This is a genomic window from Turicibacter sp. T129, assembly GCF_025594975.1.
Taxonomy (GTDB): domain Bacteria; phylum Bacillota_I; class Bacilli_A; order MOL361; family Turicibacteraceae; genus Turicibacter; species Turicibacter bilis.
The window spans coordinates 1-20,634 of the sequence record NZ_JAMQUU010000073.1 but is presented as its reverse complement, the minus strand read 5'-3'; the positions used below and the strand labels follow the sequence as shown (position 1 = coordinate 20,634).

Annotated in this window: 19 protein-coding genes, 9 tRNA genes and 1 pseudogene; 4 read left to right on the top strand and 25 right to left on the bottom strand. The window is 35.9% G+C overall.

Annotated elements, in window-relative coordinates; all coding sequences use genetic code 11:
* Window positions 1-75 precede the first annotated feature (75 nt).
* The 22 genes from NEH75_RS11430 to NEH75_RS11325 all read right to left on the bottom strand — a co-directional run bounded on the left by NEH75_RS11430 (window position 76) and on the right by NEH75_RS11325 (window position 14,924).
* A tRNA-Glu gene (locus NEH75_RS11430) sits at window positions 76-152 on the bottom strand.
* Window positions 153-160: 8 nt separating this feature from the next.
* Window positions 161-236: transfer RNA gene (locus NEH75_RS11425), tRNA-Asp, on the bottom strand.
* Between the two features lie 1,325 nt (window positions 237-1,561).
* A tRNA-Arg gene (locus NEH75_RS11420) sits at window positions 1,562-1,638 on the bottom strand.
* 41 nt (window positions 1,639-1,679) lie between these two features.
* Window positions 1,680-1,765, bottom strand: a tRNA-Leu gene (locus NEH75_RS11415).
* 36 nt (window positions 1,766-1,801) lie between these two features.
* Window positions 1,802-1,875: transfer RNA gene (locus NEH75_RS11410), tRNA-Gly, on the bottom strand.
* 9 nt (window positions 1,876-1,884) lie between these two features.
* Window positions 1,885-1,961 (bottom strand) — tRNA-Pro (locus NEH75_RS11405).
* A gap of 10 nt (window positions 1,962-1,971) precedes the next feature.
* A tRNA-Asp gene (locus NEH75_RS11400) sits at window positions 1,972-2,047 on the bottom strand.
* Between the two features lie 7 nt (window positions 2,048-2,054).
* Window positions 2,055-2,131, bottom strand: a tRNA-Glu gene (locus NEH75_RS11395).
* A gap of 31 nt (window positions 2,132-2,162) precedes the next feature.
* A tRNA-Ser gene (locus NEH75_RS11390) sits at window positions 2,163-2,253 on the bottom strand.
* 136 nt (window positions 2,254-2,389) lie between these two features.
* Window positions 2,390-3,349 carry a M23 family metallopeptidase gene (locus tag NEH75_RS11385; protein ID WP_055244741.1) on the bottom strand — a complete coding sequence of 320 codons (960 nt, stop codon included), beginning with the start codon at window positions 3,347-3,349 and terminating at the stop codon, window positions 2,390-2,392.
* A gap of 67 nt (window positions 3,350-3,416) precedes the next feature.
* Complete coding sequence (locus NEH75_RS11380; RefSeq protein ID WP_055277318.1) at window positions 3,417-4,196, bottom strand: histidinol-phosphatase; 780 nt, start codon at window positions 4,194-4,196, stop codon at window positions 3,417-3,419.
* A 460-nt stretch (window positions 4,197-4,656) separates the two neighbouring features.
* Entirely contained in the window at window positions 4,657-5,082 is a 426-nt protein-coding gene (gene fabZ, locus NEH75_RS11375) for a 3-hydroxyacyl-ACP dehydratase FabZ (protein ID WP_055244745.1), read from the bottom strand.
* Between the two features lie 46 nt (window positions 5,083-5,128).
* Window positions 5,129-6,367 carry a beta-ketoacyl-ACP synthase II gene (gene fabF / locus NEH75_RS11370; RefSeq protein ID WP_055305321.1) on the bottom strand — a complete coding sequence of 413 codons (1,239 nt, stop codon included), beginning with the start codon at window positions 6,365-6,367 and terminating at the stop codon, window positions 5,129-5,131.
* An 18-nt stretch (window positions 6,368-6,385) separates the two neighbouring features.
* The gene (gene fabG / locus NEH75_RS11365) at window positions 6,386-7,129 is read right to left on the bottom strand and encodes a 3-oxoacyl-[acyl-carrier-protein] reductase (RefSeq protein ID WP_055305320.1); all 744 of its coding nucleotides are present in this window, start codon (window positions 7,127-7,129) and stop codon (window positions 6,386-6,388) included.
* A 12-nt stretch (window positions 7,130-7,141) separates the two neighbouring features.
* Entirely contained in the window at window positions 7,142-8,071 is a 930-nt protein-coding gene (fabD, locus tag NEH75_RS11360; RefSeq protein ID WP_055305319.1) for an ACP S-malonyltransferase, read from the bottom strand.
* 20 nt (window positions 8,072-8,091) lie between these two features.
* Window positions 8,092-9,021 carry an enoyl-[acyl-carrier-protein] reductase FabK gene (fabK, locus tag NEH75_RS11355; protein ID WP_055305318.1) on the bottom strand — a complete coding sequence of 310 codons (930 nt, stop codon included), beginning with the start codon at window positions 9,019-9,021 and terminating at the stop codon, window positions 8,092-8,094.
* Window positions 9,022-9,048: 27 nt separating this feature from the next.
* On the bottom strand, window positions 9,049-10,017 hold the full coding sequence (locus tag NEH75_RS11350; protein ID WP_055305317.1) for a beta-ketoacyl-ACP synthase III: 969 nt from the start codon (window positions 10,015-10,017) through the stop codon (window positions 9,049-9,051).
* Between the two features lie 26 nt (window positions 10,018-10,043).
* Entirely contained in the window at window positions 10,044-10,982 is a 939-nt protein-coding gene (locus NEH75_RS11345; protein WP_055305316.1) for an acetyl-CoA carboxylase carboxyltransferase subunit alpha, read from the bottom strand.
* Entirely contained in the window at window positions 10,982-11,824 is an 843-nt protein-coding gene (gene accD, locus NEH75_RS11340; protein WP_055305315.1) for an acetyl-CoA carboxylase, carboxyltransferase subunit beta, read from the bottom strand. The genes NEH75_RS11345 and accD overlap by 1 nt, the downstream gene beginning before the upstream one ends.
* A 3-nt stretch (window positions 11,825-11,827) precedes the next feature.
* Complete coding sequence (locus NEH75_RS11335; RefSeq protein ID WP_055244760.1) at window positions 11,828-13,183, bottom strand: acetyl-CoA carboxylase biotin carboxylase subunit; 1,356 nt, start codon at window positions 13,181-13,183, stop codon at window positions 11,828-11,830.
* Between the two features lie 33 nt (window positions 13,184-13,216).
* The gene (gene accB / locus NEH75_RS11330) at window positions 13,217-13,723 is read right to left on the bottom strand and encodes an acetyl-CoA carboxylase biotin carboxyl carrier protein (protein WP_055277305.1); all 507 of its coding nucleotides are present in this window, start codon (window positions 13,721-13,723) and stop codon (window positions 13,217-13,219) included.
* A gap of 133 nt (window positions 13,724-13,856) precedes the next feature.
* Complete coding sequence (locus NEH75_RS11325) at window positions 13,857-14,924, bottom strand: NAD(P)H-dependent flavin oxidoreductase (RefSeq protein ID WP_055305314.1); 1,068 nt, start codon at window positions 14,922-14,924, stop codon at window positions 13,857-13,859.
* Window positions 14,925-15,225: 301 nt separating this feature from the next.
* On the opposite strand from NEH75_RS11325, the gene NEH75_RS11320 reads away from it, so the two are divergent.
* The 3 genes from NEH75_RS11320 to NEH75_RS11310 all read left to right on the top strand — a co-directional run bounded on the left by NEH75_RS11320 (window position 15,226) and on the right by NEH75_RS11310 (window position 17,134).
* On the top strand, window positions 15,226-16,092 hold the full coding sequence (locus NEH75_RS11320) for a DUF4438 domain-containing protein (RefSeq protein ID WP_262948886.1): 867 nt from the start codon (window positions 15,226-15,228) through the stop codon (window positions 16,090-16,092).
* Between the two features lie 125 nt (window positions 16,093-16,217).
* Window positions 16,218-16,439 carry a hypothetical protein gene (locus tag NEH75_RS11315; RefSeq protein ID WP_055305312.1) on the top strand — a complete coding sequence of 74 codons (222 nt, stop codon included), beginning with the start codon at window positions 16,218-16,220 and terminating at the stop codon, window positions 16,437-16,439.
* 80 nt (window positions 16,440-16,519) lie between these two features.
* Entirely contained in the window at window positions 16,520-17,134 is a 615-nt protein-coding gene (locus tag NEH75_RS11310) for a sugar O-acetyltransferase (RefSeq protein WP_055244776.1), read from the top strand.
* A gap of 27 nt (window positions 17,135-17,161) precedes the next feature.
* Here the strand turns inward: NEH75_RS11310 and NEH75_RS11305 are convergent, their stop codons facing one another.
* Both NEH75_RS11305 and NEH75_RS11300 read right to left on the bottom strand, forming a co-directional pair.
* On the bottom strand, window positions 17,162-17,776 hold the full coding sequence (locus NEH75_RS11305; protein WP_055244777.1) for a PH domain-containing protein: 615 nt from the start codon (window positions 17,774-17,776) through the stop codon (window positions 17,162-17,164).
* A 253-nt stretch (window positions 17,777-18,029) separates the two neighbouring features.
* A pseudogene (locus tag NEH75_RS11300) lies at window positions 18,030-18,533 on the bottom strand (Pr6Pr family membrane protein); the annotation flags it as partial.
* A 169-nt stretch (window positions 18,534-18,702) separates the two neighbouring features.
* On the opposite strand from NEH75_RS11300, the gene NEH75_RS11295 reads away from it, so the two are divergent.
* Window positions 18,703-19,446 carry a hypothetical protein gene (locus tag NEH75_RS11295; RefSeq protein ID WP_055305311.1) on the top strand — a complete coding sequence of 248 codons (744 nt, stop codon included), beginning with the start codon at window positions 18,703-18,705 and terminating at the stop codon, window positions 19,444-19,446.
* Between the two features lie 192 nt (window positions 19,447-19,638).
* On the opposite strand, the gene NEH75_RS11290 is transcribed toward NEH75_RS11295, so the two are convergent.
* Window positions 19,639-20,634: immunoglobulin-like domain-containing protein (locus tag NEH75_RS11290; protein ID WP_262948885.1), on the bottom strand; the 996-nt coding region annotated here is incomplete at its 5' end.

Genomic DNA, 20,634 nt, shown 5'->3' with positions numbered 1-20,634 from the left:
ACCTTGTTTTGGCGACTTTATTAGTTTATCATGTCTGTCTCTTTCTGTCAAACACTTTTTAAAATTTTTTAGTAATGGTGACCCGTACGGGATTCGAACCCGTGTATGCATGCGTGAAAGGCATGTGTGTTAAACCGCTTCACCAACGGGCCATTAAAAATGGCGGTCCAGACGGGAATCGAACCCGCGATCTCCTGCGTGACAGGCAGGCATGTTAACCGCTACACCACTGGACCTTTTTTCGACTTTCTAAGTTTATCATCGGTGCTGTTTTTTGTCAACACCCTTTTTGAAATATAGAATAAAACCTCAATTTGATTAATTCCTCTGTCTTTCGACTTCTATATAATATCACCGCTGTCGAAACCTGTCAACACTTTCTTGTTTTTTTTGAAATTAATTATAATAAATAGTTTCTTTGCCTTTTGTTGCTATATGTATTCGAATGATTCATTTTTATATAACACAAATTATAATATTAAGTATGACATATAAAAAAAGCTCATAAATAGAATATTTGTTATTGAATGAAGTTACCACACCAAATTCTTAAAAAGGAGATCTATGCATGAGTTATCCCAATCTTAACATATTCGAACCTCGATTCATCAACGTCCAAAAGAAGTAAAAAGACGTGAAACGTTTGGACATGTGCTCCCCCCTTCATAGAAGATGAATAAATCCTCCACTGGTAGGGAACGGGGAGTAGGATTCTCATCTCTGTTGGTAACAACAAGGTATTTTCCTTTGAGGAGCAGTAGATACCACTATTTCGAGTCGTAGTAAAATTAACAGTTGTTTACCTACCTTTGTTGAACGTCAAACACGTTTTTATACGGCCATTAAAATAGAAATTCCCTCTGCTCAAACTAAACACATAAATATATTAGTCTATTTACTATAAGATATATAGTTGATCGCTATAATAATTGTTTACACTTTCTTAAATTATAAAAGAAAACTAATCCTAGTTTGGGTTTTATAGTATTGACTGTTACTAGATAAGTACCACCTTCCTTTCATATTATCAAAAAAAGATGTTAAGTCTCTCCTGTTACAATATCAGTAACTAAGAAATCCATAGAAAAATAATCATTTTAGAGGTCACTATTGATTACTTTTAAACTCTGCTCACTATCTCAATACACAACTTATTACTTCGTTTAGTGTTTCAAACATCTGATGTTTCAAATTAATTTCTCTGAACTTCAAGCTACTCTTCAAATTTTGAAAACTAAGCTGCTATTTTTAACACACATAATAAGTTCGTATACTATTATTCCTATTGAAAAAGAATTAATAATAAAATATAGCATTTAACGAAATCCCTTGAGATATTGTAACTTTTATCGCTTCAAATCACTTAGCTCATAATTCAAAACTAATTAAATTTAAAAAACCCTAGTAGCTTAGGCTGCTAGGATTTAAAATCAATGACATATTATAGATAAATTGTATTTTTAAGTAAACATAATAAATAAAAACGACTACCTAAATGTTATACATTCGTATACAAGAAATAAAAAAAGAGTTCCTTCGAACTCATTATTATCTGTTATTATGGCGCGCCCAAGAGGAGTCGAACCCCTAACCTTTTGATCCGTAGTCAAACGCTCTATCCAATTGAGCTATGGGCGCTGTTTATGCTATTCTTGATGATGTTGATTAGACATTCATTATGGTGCGGCCGAGAGGACTCGAACCTCCACAGGATTGCTCCTACCAGCCCCTCAAGCTGGCGCGTCTACCATTCCGCCACGACCGCATACAGCTTATTCATGGCACATCACAATGAAATTAATGGAGCGGGTGAAGAGAATCGAACTCTCACAGTCAGCTTGGAAGGCTGAAGTTCTACCATTAAACTACACCCGCTTATTCGAATGGTCGGGAAGACAGGATTCGAACCTGCGACCCCCTGGTCCCAAACCAGGTGCTCTACCAAGCTGAGCCACTTCCCGTTTTTTAAAATGGCGGTCCAGACGGGAATCGAACCCGCGATCTCCTGCGTGACAGGCAGGCATGTTAACCGCTACACCACTGGACCTTTTGAATGGTGACCCGTACGGGATTCGAACCCGTGTATGCATGCGTGAAAGGCATGTGTGTTAAACCGCTTCACCAACGGGCCATACTTTTAATTCACCAATTCATTTTTATAATGGCGGAGCAGGAGGGATTTGAACCCTCGCGCCGGTTGCCCGACCTATACCCTTAGCAGGGGCACCTCTTCAGCCACTTGAGTACTGCTCCATTTTGTTTTTTTTCTTGTCGTCCCTGACGACTTCTATATAATATCATGCTCTACAAATAGAGTCAACACTTTTTACAAACTTTTTTTTATTTTATTAAAAAAAGCAGTAATATACACATATTACTGCCCTCTTTATTATTGTTTTTCTTTTTCCCAACGTCTTAGATGTGGGTAAGGATTAAAGGCCCATTCGCAACGTCCGTCATATTTATATAGACCAAAATGTAAATGTGGTGGGAACTTTCCGCTTGTCCCCTCCTTACCATAACCTGTACTTCCTACATATCCGATGACTTGTCCAGGTTCTACAATATCTCCTTCTTTTAAATCTCCTTCGAAACCTTGTAGGTGGGCATAGTATTGATAAGTATTATAAATATCTCTAATCCCAATTCGGTATCCGCCATAATCATTCCATCCCATTATTTCTACTACGCCATATGCAGTCGATAAAACAGGAGTTGAATAACATGCAAAGATATCTATTCCTTCATGAGATCTTGCTCCCCCCCAGCTTCGAGCAGCTCCGTAGTTATCTTGAAAACTATAACTATAACGCTTTGAAACTGGTAATGATCGCTTATCTAACACTATCGTATCAAAATGTTCAAATAAACTAGCAATTTCTTTGATGACCATAACTGCTTGTTCTTTTTGATAGTAGGCTTCTATTGCGCCTTCAAAGTCATCGAATGATCTTAAGTATTCGACCATCGTATACATAACATCATGTTCATTATTAATATCTGCTACACCATCTCCATCACCATCTTTAGCAATTCCACCAAAAAGATTAATTGTATAGCTGTCATTATCATAATAATATGGATTCTCAGGTCCTGACCAGCGTTCATTAATCATACAGATGGAAATAGTATCGTACTTTAAATCCTTGCATTCTTCTCTAAATTTATAAATATTTCTTTCATACTGATCAACTGCAGCAATTTCATACCAGGGAACTCCTGAGGCTAATTCATAGTCTTTATACATTTTCATTCTAGCTTCATGATTACTATCATCCGCATTAGCAATGATACTAGGTAATACTATCATGACAAGTGATAAACTCATTATTAGAAATCTACGTTTCATGTCGTCCACCCATTTCTAGCCTTAATTTAAAGTACATTAATAAAAAGGGGCCGACTAGAAGCTAAGATTATTGATAATCACTAATTATGTTTAAGTTTAAGTTGATTGCCATTTGGCTTGCATTAGAAACATATTCATCATTAATATTTGATGGATGATGGGCATCTGAGTTAATCAATACAGGTATTTGTTTATCAGCAACTAGCTTCCAAAATTTCATATGTGGATAAGGGTATCTTTTTCCATCACTGTATTCTTGAATTCCTCGGCGTAAACCGTTGGCATTAAATTCGAGGGGCGTCTGGTATCTATTCGCTGCCTCAATAATGATGTTACTAGCTTGTTCACAATTATCATCCCATTCCATATTATTAAGAAACATTAAATCTGGGTGTGCGACAAAAGCGAAATAGCCAGTAGCTAGTGCCTGTTCAATTGATTTAGCATATTCGATATACTGGATTGTATTTTCAAGGAAGTATGTATTAATATATTTTTTTTGGTCAGATACATAAATGTGTTGTCCTAATACAAGATAGTCAATTCCCTTTTCATTAATTAACTGTTCATAGTATGCTGATTTTCGAGAATCGTATTCAATTTCTAGTCCAATACGTAGTTGAATTTGATTTTTAAATTGTTCTTTTAATTTTTTCATTGTTTCGATGTATTCATCTAATTCAGAATATTTCATTCTTAATCCAAAGCGATCGTCTGGATATGGCGCATGATCTGAAAATCCTAATGTACTAAATCCTGCATTAATAGCTTCTTGGATATATTCAATATCTTCGCCACCTGCATGTTGGCAACGTTTTGTATGTGTGTGAAAGTTCGTTTTAATCATATTTTATTCCCCCCGAAATATTTTTAATATGATGTTCCGTAAATCCAAAGTTGTAAAATTAAGAAGATACATAGGAAAAATGTACAGAATGCTGTTCCTATGAAGCCTAGTTTTTCATGGTTATTACTATATAGATAGTAACAAAGTGCACTAATGATTAGCCAAAAGACAATGAAATACATTGTCATTCCTAATCCACTAATAATTAATAATATGAGTGTAATGATAATATTAATCGCTAATTCAGCCTGAAGTATCCTTTTTTTATTTTTAAAGTTTATTTTTTTGGATTGGATCAGGAAAAAGAATATTCCTATAAATATAACTAATATTAATAATAGTCCTAGTAAGAATGGCATTTTAACACCTACTTTTTTTAGATTTTATTTTATTATAGCAATAATGTTTGTTCAATAATTAAAAAGGGTGTAGAAATTTTAAGTTTTCTACACCCTTTTTATTATCCAATCGCAAAGGTAAGTTCAGCTTCAACGGCTACTTTATCTCCCAGTTTAGCCACTGCTTTACCAACTCCAATACTTCCTTTAACTTTGATGAGTTCAGTTTCTAATGTGAGAACATCACCTGGAATGACTTTTTGACGGAATTTTGCTGATTTGATTCCAGCAAAGTATGCGATTTTTCCCTTGTTATCTTCTAAGCTTAAAATAGCGACTGCTCCGACTTGTGCTAATGCTTCAATAATGAGTACGCCCGGCATGACGTGTTGTTGTGGAAAGTGTCCCATGAATTGCATCTCATTAGCTGAAACACATTTAACTCCTAAAGCACGTTTTCCTGGTTCTAGTTCATCGATTCGATCGATAAGTAAGAATGGATAACGGTGTGGGATAATTTCTTGAATTTGATTGCTATTTAAGACCATTTCTTCACCTTCTTATTTTCCTATATAATATAGAAAGATTTTTTGATTATCCAGCGTATTTTTTAAGGACGATGCATGCATTATGACCACCAAATCCTAATGAGTTAGACATGGCATATTGAATGTCTTGTTTACGTCCTTGATTAGGGACGATATCTAAATTACATTCAGGATCTGGTTGTGAATAGTTAATCGTTCCTGGAACAAATCCATCTTGTAATGATTTAACGGTAATAATAGCTTCAACTGCCCCCGCTGCTCCTAGGAGATGACCTGTGTTTCCTTTAGTTGAACTTAGCATGACTTTTGTATCTTCACCAAAGACTTTCTTAACCCCTAATGTTTCTAGTTTATCGTTTAATGGTGTTGATGTACCATGGGCGTTAATGTAGTCAATATCATCTGCTGATATTTGGGCGTCATTAAGTGCCATTTTAAAGCAGGCTGCTGCTCCGTTTGCTTCAGCATCAGGTGCTGTCATATGGAAGGCATCACAACTTACTCCATATCCGATGATTTCAGCGTAAATAGTTGCCCCGCGTTTCTTAGCGTGCTCATATTCTTCTAATACTAATGCTCCAGCTCCTTCTCCCATAACAAATCCATTACGTTCTGCGTCGAACGGAATTGAGGCACGATTTTTATCAGTTGCTGTTGATAAAGCTTTCATCGATGAGAATCCACCAATTCCAAGTGGTGTAATCGAGGCTTCAGCTCCACCTGTTAACATAATGTCTGCATAACCATCACGAACGTATTTGAATGCTTCTCCAATTGAGTTTGTTCCCGCTGCACAGGCTGTCACAATATCTAAACATGCCCCTTTAGCACCTAACATGATAGCCACGTTACCAGCTGCTAAGTTTCCAATTGCCATTGGGATGAAAAATGGAGAGACGCGTTCATATCCCTTTTTAAGACCTTTTTCTTTTTCATTTTCGATGGTTTCTAACCCACCAATTCCTGAACTTAAGATGATTCCAAAACGGTTAGCATCGATTTCTTCCGGGTTAAGTCTTGCATCTTCGTATGCTTGTTTTGAGGCAATCATCGCTAGTTGGCTAAAACGATCTAAACGTTTTGCTTCTTTTTTATTGATATAATCCTCTACATTAAGGTTTTTAATTTCCCCAGCCAATTTGACTTTGAAGTCCGTTGTATCAAAATGAGTAATTTCATCGATTCCACAAACTCCGTTTTTAATGTTTTCCCACATCGTTTCAACATCATTTCCAACTGGACAAACAGTTCCTAATCCAGTAACTACGACTCTACGTTTACTCATTAATTACACCTTCCTTATTTAAATTGCCATTCCACCGTCAACAACTAAAACTTGACCGGTAATATAGCGCGCTTCATCACTTACTAAAAATGCGACTGAATTGGCGATATCTTCTACTTCCCCTAGTTGTCCTAACGGGATATTTTCTAATACTTTTTCTGTAATTTCTTCTGATAATTTAGCAGTCATATCTGATTTTACATAACCAGGGGCAACAGCATTTACACGAATATTGCGTGATGCAAATTCTTTTGCTAGTGATTTCGTTAATCCGATGACTCCTGCTTTAGAAGCTGCATAGTTAACTTGTCCCACATTCCCGTTGATTCCAACAACTGATGATAAGTTAATAATCACGCCTGAACGCTGTTTTAGAATTGGACGTGTAATACTCTTACATACATTCCATGTTCCTTTTAAGTTCACATCAATAACAGAATCAAATGAATCCTGATCCATTCTCATCATTAGATTATCTGACGTAATTCCGGCATTGTTAATAATGATATCTAAATGACCGAAGTCTTTAATAATTTGTTTTGTCATTGCTTCGACTTCTTCGTAGTTAGCGACGTTTGCTTGATAGATTTGTGCATTCACGCCATATGCTTTCACTGAATTTAATGTTTCTTCTGCTTTTTGGATATTTCCAGCATAGTTAATCGCAACATCGCAACCAAGTGAGGCAAGTTTTGAAGCAATAGCTGCTCCAATTCCACGCGAAGCTCCTGTGACAAGGGCTACTTTTCCGTTTAATTTCATCTGATTCTCCTCCTAGCTATTTAATGCAGCAAGTGTTTTCTGTAGTGAATCCATATCTTCAACGTTTAAGATTTTTACACTTCGATCAATTTTTTTAACAAATCCACTTAATGTTTTTCCAGGACCAATTTCGATGAAGGTATCAACACCGTTTGCTATCATTTGACGAATACTCGCTTCCCATTTCACGCTAGTGGCCATTTGTTGAACCATTAATTCTTTTAAGTTTAAGTCTGTCTGATAATAATCACCAAGTACATTTAAAACAATTGGGGTTTGAGGTTCTTTTAACTCTTTTGATTCTAGTAATTGCCCAAAAGTTTGAGCTGTTTCTTTTAATAAAGACGTATGGAATGGCCCACTTACAGGTAAAACTAAAGCACGTTTTGCTCCATGATTTTTAGCAATTTCACAAGCATACGTCACGGCTTGTGCTTCCCCACCGATGACAATTTGTCCTGGACAGTTTAAGTTAGCGAGCTCAACGATTCCTTTAGATGATGCTTCATCACAGACGGCTTGTGCTTTTTGTAGATCTAATCCTAATAAAGCTGCCATTTTTCCGTTATTTGAAGCAGTCCCCATCAATTCTCCCCTCTTCGCCACAAGTGAAACACCCTCTGTAAAATTGAAGACATGAGCTGCACATAAAGCTGAATATTCTCCTAAGCTAAATCCAGCTACAACATCGGCTTTAATTCCAGCTTCCTTTAATAGAGCTAATGCCATTTGAGAGACAACAAAGATAGCGGGTTGTGTATAAGTGGTTTGATTAATTAACTCTTTTGAATCTTCAAAGCAGATTTCTTTTAAATCGAATGGTAGTAAAGTATTAGCTTCGTCCATTAATCGACGTGCTGTTTCACTTGATTCATAAAATGATTGTCCCATTCCTACATATTGTGACCCTTGTCCTGAAAACAGAAATGCGATTTTTGACATAATCAATTCTCCCTTTATCATTAACCAATTTTTAGATTTTGACTAACTGTTGACGCATGATTGTAGATATCTTCTATAATTTCAGAAACAGTTTGAACTTGTGAAAGCATTCCTGCCACTTGGCCAACCATTACCGAACCACCTTTTGTATCACCTTCAAGGACTGCTTTACGAAGTGAGCCTAAGGTTAAATATTCAAGTTCCTCCGCTGACACTCCTTGTTTTTCAAGCGCAATATATTCACGAGTCATTGAATTTTTTAAACAACGTACTGGAACTCCGACACTACGTCCCGTTACGACGGTATCTGTATCTTTTGCTTTGAGTATTGCTTGTTTGTAGTTATCATGCACTGGGCATTCTTTAGCTGTTAAGAAGCGGGTTCCAATTTGAACACCACATGCACCTAATGCCATAGCAGCAATGAATCCACGTCCATCAGCAATTCCACCTGCAGCGATGACTGGTAAATCAACGGCGTCTACAACTTGGGGAAGAAGTGCCATTGTTGTTAATTCACCTACGTGCCCACCTGATTCCGTTCCTTCGGCAATGATTGCATCAACTCCTAGACGAGCCATACGTTTAGCTAGTGCAACTGAAGGAACAACTGGAATTATTTTAATTCCTGCTTCTTTGAACATAGCGATATATGGACCAGGACTTCCAGCCCCAGTTGTAACAACTTTTACTCCTTCTTCAACGATGACTTTAGCTAAATCATCACAATGTGGATTCATTAGCATTAAGTTAACACCAAAAGGTTTATCTGTTAGTTCTTTACATTTTCTAATTTCACTTTTTAAGCGATCGGCATCCCAACCACCAGAACCAATAATTCCAAGTCCACCTGCATTTGAAACGGCAGCAGCAAGTTCGGCTAAAGAGATGTTCGCCATCCCCCCTTGGATAATTGGATATTTTATATTTAATAAAGTTGTCAAAGACATCTTTTTATCCTCCTTTATAATTGAAGTCTAAATAGAGACGATACATCCGCCCCATGTTAATCCGCCACCAAATCCGATGAGCATGATTTGATCGCCATTTTTAATTTGTTGTTTTGTGATGGCATCATTTAATGCGATTGGTATACTTGCTGCTGATGTATTTCCATAATCCGAGACATTTAAAAAGAACTGCTCGCTTGAAGCTTTTAAATCTTTAACAACTTTATCAATGATTCGTTTATTGGCTTGATGTGGGATAACTAAATTAATATCATCTAATGAAAGATTATTTTGTGTTAATAAGGTTGTTATGGTTTCTTTTATTGCGGTCACAGCAAATTTAAACACTTGTTGTCCATTCATATAAAAATGAATAGGTTCAATTTCTTCTTGATGTAACGGGTTATTAACTGAAAGTTTAGTTGTTTTTAAAGCCCCTTGTTCATCACCTGATGAATTCAAATAAAAACTATGTTCAATACTATCGTCATATTCTACAACAGCCGCTCCTGCTCCATCTCCAAATAAAACACACGTTGAACGGTCTTCCCAATCCATAATTTTTGATAAAACCTCTGAGCCGATAACTAATGCTTTTTTGACTGTTTTGGCTTTGAGAAATTGTTCAGCAATACTTAAGGCATAAACGAACCCAGTACAAGCAGCATTGATATCAAAGGCAATCATTTGTTGATGATTCAATCCAAGTCTTGATTGAACGAGACAAGCCGTTGAGGGGGTTAATTGTTCCGGTGTGAATGTTGCAACAATAATTAACCCAATTTCTGAAGGATCGACATTACCGTGTTCAATGGCACGTTTAGCTGATTCATAAGCTAAATCAACGGTATTTTCAGTTGAAACAATATGACGATTAGCAATCCCTGTCCGGGTTGAAATCCATTCATCGGTTGTTTCAACAATTGACTCAAGTTGTTTATTGCTAAGCTTTGAAGTTGGAACATAAAGACCACTTCCAACAATTTTAATCCCCACTAAACTCACCTCAACTTTCTGATAAATTAACGATTGAAGTGATCATATTCTCCAATCGAACGATATTTTCGATAACGTTTAGCTAGCATTTGTTTGGTAGATAATTTCTGTGTTTGAGTTAAATATTCTTCTAATTGAGATTTTAATTGATCAAAAACATATTGTGGAAATTGATGGGCTCCACCAATTGGTTCCTTGATAATACGTTCAATAATCCCCATTTCTAAGTAATGATTAGCTGTCAGCTTCATGACTTCAGCCGCTTCCTTGGCACGTGAACCATCTTTATATAAAATCGAAGCAAACCCCTCAGGTGACAGAATTGAGTAGATGGCATATTGTAACATCCAAATTTGGTCACTAACACCAAGTGCTAATGCTCCACCACTTCCACCTTCTCCAATAACGATTGAAAGAGTTGGAACTTTTAAGCTCGACATATCTCGTAAACACTCTGCAATTGCATGACCTTGCCCACGCTCTTCCGCTTCTGGCCCAGGATAAGCACCTGGCGTATCAATAAAAGTAATGACTGGACGATTAAATTTTTCAGCTTGTTTCATTAAACGTAACGCTTTTCGATATCCTTCTGGATGGGGCATTCCGAAGTTATATTTAATGTTTTCAGCCGTCGTATTCCCTTTTTGATGAGCAATAACAGTCACGACTTGATTGCCTAGCTTTGCGATTCCGCCAATAATAGCTTCATCATCTCGATATAAGCGATCGCCATGTAATTCGATAAACGAATCAAAAATGTAATCGATGTAATCACGAGCTTTAGGGCGTTTTGGATGACGTGCTAATGTGACATGGTCCCAGGCTGTTAAATTTTCATAGGCACGAGTTTTATAAAGGCGTAATTGCTGTTGTAGTTCTTCAACTTCTGCATGATTTTCAATGGAAATCTCATCAAGACGAGCTTGAATTTCTGCAATTTTAGCTTCAAGATCTAAAATTGACATTACGCATCACTCCCTTCATGTAATTCAACGAGTTCTGAGATTGTTTGCTTTAACTTTTGACGGCTAACAACGATGTCAACAAGTCCTTTTTCTTGTAAAAATTCTGCTGTTTGGAAGTGATCTGGTAGTGATTGTTTAATCGTCTGTTCAACAACACGGCACCCTGCAAATCCAATCGCAGCTCCTTTTTCAGCAATAATAATATCTCCAAGTGTGGCAAATGAAGCCGTTACTCCTCCCATGGTTGGTTGAGTTAACACACTCAGATAAAGTAAACCTGCCTGATGATGCTTCGCAAGGGCGGCTGATGTTTTAGCCATCTGCATCAATGAATATATACCTTCTTGCATACGAGCTCCACCTGAAGCACAGACAAGAATCAATGGTAACTTTCGCGAGATAGATACTTCGATTAAACGAGTAATCTTTTCCCCAACAACAGACCCCATACTTGCCATTAAAAAATAACTATCCATTACACCAATCGCTACTGTTTGACCATTTATTTTTCCAATCCCTGTGATAACGGCCTCATTAATTCCGTTGTCTTCCATCAATCCTTGAATTTTCTTTTCATAACCTGGAAAGTTAAGTGGATTAAGCGTAAATAATCGGTGATTAATTTCCTTAAACGTTCCCTCATCAACAAGACTTTCAAGGCGTTTAGCTGCAGACATTCGATGATGAAAGCCACAACTTGGGCAAACCTCCAAGTTTGAATTCAGTTGCCTGATAGCTAAAACTTCTTTACAAGACTCACATTTTGTATAAATCCCATCATTAATATCTCGTTTAGGTGTAGATGGTTTTACTTTCTTTTGACGTTGTAAAAAGAATCCCATGTTCTAGCTCACCTCCAATTCATGCATATGTTTCTGAATAAAACTTGTATCATAATCACTTTCAATAAAGTTAGGATGTTCCATGATGGCATACTGGAAATCGATATTTGTTTCGATTCCTTCAACAACTAATTCTTCTAATGATCGTTTCATCTTAGCAATGGCTTCTTCACGATCATCGCCGTGAACGATTAATTTTCCAACCATTGAATCATAAAAAGGGGGAATATGATATCCCTGATAAACAGATGTATCTACACGAACTCCAAATCCACTTGGAAGATTCAATGTCATCACTTGACCTGGTGATGGTTTGAAATTTTGAGATGGATTTTCAGCATTAATCCGACACTCGATGGCATGCCCTGTCACTTTAATATCTTCTTGCTTGAAAGATAAAGGTAAGTTAGATGCAATCTTAATTTGCTCTTTAATTAAATCAATCCCCGTAATCATTTCTGTAATTGGGTGCTCAACCTGAATACGGGTATTCATTTCGATAAAATAAAAGTTATTGTGTTTATCTAATAAAAATTCAATCGTTCCTGCATTTTCATATCCAACTGTTTGGGCTGCACGAACAGCCATTTCTCCCATTTTCCTACGTGTTTCATCATCTAAAACAGGAGAGGGTGCTTCTTCAATGACTTTTTGATTACGACGTTGAACTGAACAATCGCGATCGTATAAGTGAACAACATTTCCAAAGTGATCAGCTAAAATTTGAAATTCAATGTGGCGTGGATTTTCAACGAATTTTTCCATGTACATTGAATCATCCCCAAATGCCATTTTTGCTTCTAACTTTGCCGTTTGAAATAAGTCTTCAAATTCACCTTCATTGTGGATAATACGCATTCCGCGTCCCCCTCCACCAGCTGATGCTTTAACTAAAACTGGATAACCAATTTGAAGAGCAATCTCTTTTCCTTGCTCAACTGTTTCAATTAATCCATCCGAACCTGGTACAACAGGAACACCGGCTTCAATCATCATTTCACGAGCCTTTGATTTATTTCCCATATTATCAATGACTGAACCTTTTGGTCCGATAAATTTTAATCCTAACTCTTCTGTTAATGCAGCAAAAGTACTATTTTCAGATAAGAAACCAAAGCCAGGATGAATGGCATCACATCCAGTGGCTACTGATGCACTCAAAATATTATTCATATTTAAGTAGCTATCTTGAATTTTGGTTGGTCCCACACAGATCGCCTCATCAGCTAAGTCCACATGTAGCCCTCTATCATCTGCTGTTGAATAAATTGCAACAGTTTCGATCCCCATTTCTTTACATGCACGGATAATTCGGACTGCAATTTCGCCACGATTAGCAATTAATATCTTGTGTAGCATATTGACACCTCACCTTTTTACGAACTTCATATACTATTCAATAACCATTAAAATTTGATCAAAGCCAACTGCTTCTTCATTTTGTACTTTAATTTCTTTAATCACACCATCATATGGCGATTCAATTTCATTCATCACCTTCATGGCTTCAATAATACAGAGTGGTTGCCCCTTCTTAACAGTGTCCCCTACCGATACAAAAGGTTTTCCACCAGGTTCATTTGAACTATAAAACGTTCCAACTAATGGTGCTTTTACTTCCTTTCCACCCGTAGAGGAACTCACTTCAATTGTTTCATTATTCACAGCCACAATTTGGGTTTGAGTCACTGGTACAACTTCCGCTACTTTAGGTTGCGTCTGAGTCACTGTTTGAATAATTTCTTTTACTTCACGTTGAAGTGAAATTTTAAACCCTTCTACTTCGACTTGAAGTTGGGTCATATCACTATCCGAGAAGCGATCCATGAGTTGTAACACTTGATCCATATAATCAGGTTTCTTTTTATCTTTAGTAGATGGATTAGTTGTCGGGTTCATCTCAATTCCTCCATTAGTTTTAAATTCAAATACTTTATTTTTCAAATAGTTTGATTTTCAAATATAATATTTAATATAAAGGACAGATTAAACTCTGTCAATGATTTCCATAATATTCATTTGAAATTTTTATCTAGATAGCTAAGATTTCATTTTTTAAAGTTTGCATTAATTCATCTACTGTTGTTAATTCATTGACTCGGTAAGCATTCGCCCCACAGAATAATAGGGCATCATCCACTTCACCTCGAACCGCATGAAGTAAAGCTTTACTAATACAATAAACTGTAGTTGCTGGATTACATGGTTTAACGCAGTTATAACATTTTTTGATTTTCTCACGTTGAATCCCATATTTAGCGCTAAAAGGATTACGAATCGCACGTCCTGGCATCCCAACTGGGCTCTTAACTAAAATGATATCTTCTTCTTTTGCATCGATAATAGCTTGTTTGAAATTTGGATGAGCATCACACTCCTCAGTTGCAATAAATCGAGTAGCCATTTGAACACCAGAGGCTCCTAATTCTAAGTAATGAGCAATATCTGCCCCATCAAAGACACCGCCGGCAACGATTATTGGAATTTCCTTATTGTATTTTTCAGCATATGGCACTGAAACTTCAATGACATCTCTGACAATTTGATCTAAATCAATCGTATCATTCTCAATATCTTCAGCTTTAAATCCTAAATGTCCACCAGCTTTTGGACCTTCAATAACGATCATGTCAGGAGCTACCTGATATTTACGATCATAATTTTTGAGTAAAGCTTTTGCTGCACGACCGCTTGAAACGATAGGTGCAAACATCGTTTGACTTCCTTTTAAGTGAGCGGGTAATGTTAAAGGTAAACCGGCACCAGAAATAATAATATCTACTCCTGCCTCAACGGCTGCTTCAACATGCTCTTCATAATGTTCCATCGCCACCATGAGGTTAATTCCTATCATCTTTCCCTTTGCTACTGCTTTTGCTTTTTGGATATGTTTTTTAATCGCTCTTAAATTCGCTTGTAATGTATTCGTTTCAAAATCTGGTTCATCATGACCAATTTGTGCACCTGATAAAACTCCAAGTCCTCCACTATTTGAAACAGCTGCTGCTAAGTTTGAACGCGAAATTCCAATCCCCATTCCACCTTGGATAATTGGAAGCTCAAGTGTAAATTTTCCGATTTTCAATGGTTTAATATCCATTTAACTCACCACCTATAATCATTTAGTATTTAAAACTACATAACATATTACATTTAACTATTTATAAAACTATGTGAAGGATTATAACATAACTTTTTAGAAAAAGTGAATATTTTTTTGATAATCAAAATAAAAATTTAGATTTTCAAAGTTATTTCTCCATCATATAGAAGACTAATTTTATCCTTTTCACTTTAACGGTCGAGAAAAGGACAGTGAGCGTTAATCGGTATTTTCGATAAAAATAACGTCTATCTTTTTAGAATAAACAATATGCTTTATCAAAAGGAAGGTGTTATAAATGCTAAGAACAAATCGTGATCGTGTCGTAAAATGGTCAGTCCAGGGAAAGGTTCATCATCCAACTGGAGGGGGATATCGAATTACTCATGAAGGAATTCCAATGGTTTTACCGGCTACTGGGGGGATTTCTTATAATGTTCACATTGGGGATCCTGCTTTTGGATGGGCTGGTGATCATGTTGAGCCTGGTGTCTCTATCCGGAATGAAGATAAAAATGAAAATACTGCATTAACGACATTTGCATGTATTGGGAATAAAGCAAAAATTATTAGTGGCGATGTAAAAGGTAAACTAGGTTATGTCACTGGTACTCATGGTGGAATCGAGCATACGATGATTCATTTTGATGAATGTATTTTAGAAGACTTATGTATCGATGATAAAATCATAATTCAAGCCTATGGACAAGGTTTACAATTACTTGATTATCTAGACATCAAAGTTATGAATATCGATCCCGATTTATTTGAACAACTCGAAATTGCAGAGTGCGATGGTAAAATTCATGTACCTGTTGTTGCTATCGTTCCACCCTATTTAATGGGATCAGGCATCGGTGCTGCTAGTTCATATACAGGCGACTACGATATCATGACAGCTGATGTGGATGAAATTAAACGGCTTCATCTTGATAAATTAAAGTTCGGTGACTTTGTCTTACTTCAAGATTGTGATAATACTTATGGACGCGGCTATTTAAAAGGTGCTGTTAGTATTGGAGTTGTTGTACATAGTGATTGTGTAAAAATGGGTCATGGGCCTGGCATTACAACAATCATGACTTGTAAGAAATCACTGATTGACCCTATTATCGATCATAATGCTAATATCACTCATTATATGAAGAAGTTAAGTCGCTCATGATAATAGGTGATTTCAATGAGTAAGATTGTCTTTTTCAGTATTCCGGCTTATGGTCATACCAATCCAACTATTGAGGTCGTGCGTGAGTTATCCGGAAAAGGCCATGAGGTAAAGAAGGTGATTAGATGAAAAATAATGTCTCCTGCCCTAAATGTGGAGGTACAGAAATTATAAAAATACCTGGAAAAGCAGGCGCTTATGGTAGCGGAAATAATATTATGATTGGAATGACTATTTTTAGTGCCATTCTTGTTAATCGATATGTTTGTAGTGACTGTGGATATTCTGAAGAATGGATCGATACTAAAGATTTAGAAAAATTAAAAAAGTATTATACATCTAATTAATAAAGTTTCCCACATTGAATTTCCTATTATCCCCATGATAAGATAACATCTGAAAGCATTATCAAAAAGGGGGAATAGATATGAACTTCAAAGAAACATTAGAGCGTATGCATCATCAAAAATTATATTATTGCAATAATGAAGAACTCATGGCAAAGCAAGAGAAATGTTTAGATTGTCTATACGACTTCAACCAAACACGTCCAACCGAACTTCAAAAACGAACAGAGTTATTAAAAGAAATGTTCGCTGAAGTGGGAGAAGGATGCTATATTGAACCTCCACTTCATGCAAATTGGGGAGGACATCACGTTCACTTTGGAAATGGGGTTTATGCTAACTTCAATTTAACCCTTGTAGACGATACACATATTTATGTTGGAAACAATGTTATGTTCGGACCTAATGTTACCTTAGCAACAGCTGCTCACCCTATCCACCCTGAACTTCGAAGAAAACAAGCTCAATTCAATTCTCCGATTACGATTGGAAATAATGTATGGATTGGTGCAGGTGCTGTCGTTCTTCCTGGTGTAACGATTGGGGATAATACGGTGATTGGTGCAGGAAGTATTGTAACAAAAGATATCCCTGCTAATGTTGTTGCCGTAGGAAATCCATGTAAAGTAATTCGTGAAATCAGTCAACGTGATTTTGAATATTATAATGGTGATTTAAAAATTGATATTGAATAGAAAAAGAGAGCTCAAGGCTCTCTTTTTTTAGTTATTAATATAATTTTTAAAAACATCTGTAAAATCTTTTTGAATATATGTTTCACGTGCTTTATAAATCCAGTTAAATGAATATTCATTAACATTCGCGAAGACTTGAGATAGATCTCCTGTTTCAAATCGTTGTGAGCCACAAGCTTGTGCAGCTAAGTTTAGTGTTTGTTGAGATTTCTCTAGTAAAATATTATTTTCTTCTACGATATGAGCAATTTTAATTAATGCCTTATAAATATCTTTTAATTGTTCTAGCTGATTACGATTGACATCAATTGAAAAGTCAACGTTCCCCATCGTAAACTTTAACTCACAGTCTAAATCGACAGTTCCAGCCGTTTCAATCATGACATGTTTAATATCATTTTTATAGTAATCATATCGTTTCACTAAACGTTTTTTACTAACTGCTGATGTTCCATCAACATGAATTAAAGCCAAGTTGGTAAAGCAGTACTCATCTGTTCGTGATTTAATTAAGAAAAAGATTTTCTCTTCATCCTCATGCATAATAAAATCATCAGCATCGACTTTATCATAGTCACTCGGACTAATAATTCTCCCAATATCACTTAATCCTAATGCGTCTGAAGCTAACTTCTTTAACATCTTATCCACCTCTATTATATAATTGCCCTATTCACAGATAGGTTAAAGATATTATAGCATAGGGAGCCCACAAATCAACCATCGTGTTTTTACTCTCTTCCTCTCTCAAACTTGTGTTATAAATCCCCATAAAGGAGTGAGAAAATGAAAGGAACATTTTTAACTTTAGTGTCAATGCATTTGAATAATCGGAATAATGGACATTTGTAACTATTTAAACGCGAAATGATAGACTGAAAAATAAAAGCTCACCTTAATGAAGGTGAGCTTTTATTTGATTTATTATTAAAACGAAGTATCCTGCTACTAAGAAGATGAGCGTAATCCCAATAATGTTGTGGATAAAATTTTGAATCCCAATATCGGTAATATCTAAAAAGAAATAAAGATAAGGATGCTCGGGTTCTGGAACAGGTCGGTGAAAGAATGTACGACCAACAATATAAAAGAAATAGATGATGGGAATTAATAACCACTGAAATGGTATATACCAAGAGTAATCTTGATTCTTATCAAATAAAATCATGTCCATCACTACAAGAAATGGAGAGAGGTAATGAACAGCAATATCTGTTGAAGAAAATAACTGATGCATTGAGCCATATTTTAAACAGTAAGGAAGGATGATGAATTGGTATAATATAAAAGTAACGATAATCGCTGCCGTAATCCCACCTTTTATCCATGGTCTTTTTCTATTTGTCATCATTAAATATAAAAAGAAGAGACAGCACCAAAGGTTACTTTGTGTGGTGTAGTATAATAAGAAGCCTAAGTTTGGTTAATCAGCCGCCATATAAACACCCCCATAAATACCATAAGAAGTGCTGATAAGTATTAGAATTCTCCAAATGAATTTAAACATGAAACTCCCTCCCCATCCCAAGTATATGAGTAAGGATTTCGAAAAATGTGAGGTTAAACTAATGAAACAACATCTAGAAGATTATATTGAAGTGATTAAACAACTCCCCCTAAAAAAGAAGTACACAAAAGATGAATTATTAATTCCTGAACTTTTGGTTGAAAAGTATGGTGATATTGAAATTTATTATGCTCCCCATAATGAGTATTTAAATCCAAAAGCAAAGATTTTCATTGTTGGGATTACACCTGGCTTTGAGCAAATGAGTACGGCAATAGCAGAAGCTCGTATAAGGATTGAAGAAGGCCTTTCACTAGATGAAATAAAATATCATTGTAAGGTAGCGGGACGTTTTAGTGGAAGTTTACGTCAAAATCTATTAGCTTTATTGAATCGATTAAATTTAAACGACTACCTAGGGTTAAAAGATGCCAATGAGTTATTCAATGAACATGATGACTTATTACATACCGTTTCACTTATCCCCTACCCTGTCTTTGTAAAAGGGAAGAATTATACAGGGCATACCCCAAAGTTATTAAAAACGCCTATACTTCTTCGTTATATCACAGATCACTTTGTGGATGAGTTATCTAAATTAGATGATGTCTTGATTATCCCACTTGGTAAAGGTGTTGAAGAAGTACTTCTTTATTTATCAAATAAAAACTTGATTAATGAGCATCAAATATTAAAAGGGTTCCCTCATCCTTCTGGTGCAAATGCACATCGATTTAAACAATTTGAAGAACATCAAGAATCAATGAAATTACAGATTGAGTATTGGTTTAAAAAAGAGAATTAATTTGATTAGAAAAATGAAAGTTGAAGACATTGAGTCTGTTATAATTATATAGTTTTCTAGTACGGGGGTGGCACATCGCTTCATTTCGCTAGACTATGAGAAAAAAATTATAATATCGTTAAACACAGTTCAAGGAAGATTGAGAATATATAGAAGATATCCTACAAAAACAGGACCTCATTTGAGGTCCTTTTAATTAAACAGTGACAGCCCAGTTTGCGGAATATCGCGTACTTGAACAGTAATCAAGCGTGTAGCCTTAGCTCCCTGACTATCCACCACTTCATATATGACTTGATACGTGCCTACATGATTGGTATTCACATTATTATGAATGACTTTAATTTGATTCGTAATGTCTCCATCTTCTACATCATAAGCTTGAACACCTTCAAGCGGATCAAAGTTTGTTCCTTTTTTAACAATTCGATCCTTTACTTCTATAGTTGGTATTTGATTAATGCTAGACGCCGGCAATTCAACCGTAATTATACGTGTTGCTGTCGTCGTTTGATTTTCCGAATCTGTGACCTGATAAACGAGTTCATATGTTCCAGGTGTGAAAATATCAACTTTGCCTTCAACAATAATTTGATCGGTAATATCACCATCTTCAGCATCATAACCTTGAACACCTTGTAAAGGATTAAATTCTTCACCAAAAGGAATAGTTAAGTCGTCAACTCCACTCAGAATCGGTGGTTCTCCTAGAATGACTACATCAACAAAGACAGTTCCTGAAAACTCAATCATTCCACCATATTTCGGGTAATCAATAGTCTTCGTAAATTGATAAGATAAGGTTTGGTTAGTTGTGATGTTTTCCCATATAATTTGATTCGTTGATTCATCGTATTTTCCACCATTAACAACAATATCTCTAACAACTCCATCTTCAGCTTTTATTGGATTAGTAACGACAACAGATTCACCTTTTTTTATAGTTTGTGACGGAAGATAGATGGCCTGGCTATTTATATCTCCATAGCGGATTTCCTCTAGATTATTGACACTACTAATATCAGAGATCTGATTAAAAGAATAATCAAACAAATCAAGCTCTTTAAAGTGTTCAAGTGGGCTAAGATCATTGACCTTATTATGAGAAATATATATAGAAACAGATAAGTTTTTCACATTTTTTTCGCAGAGTCTTTGGATCACTTCTGAAGGTCTTTCATTGATATG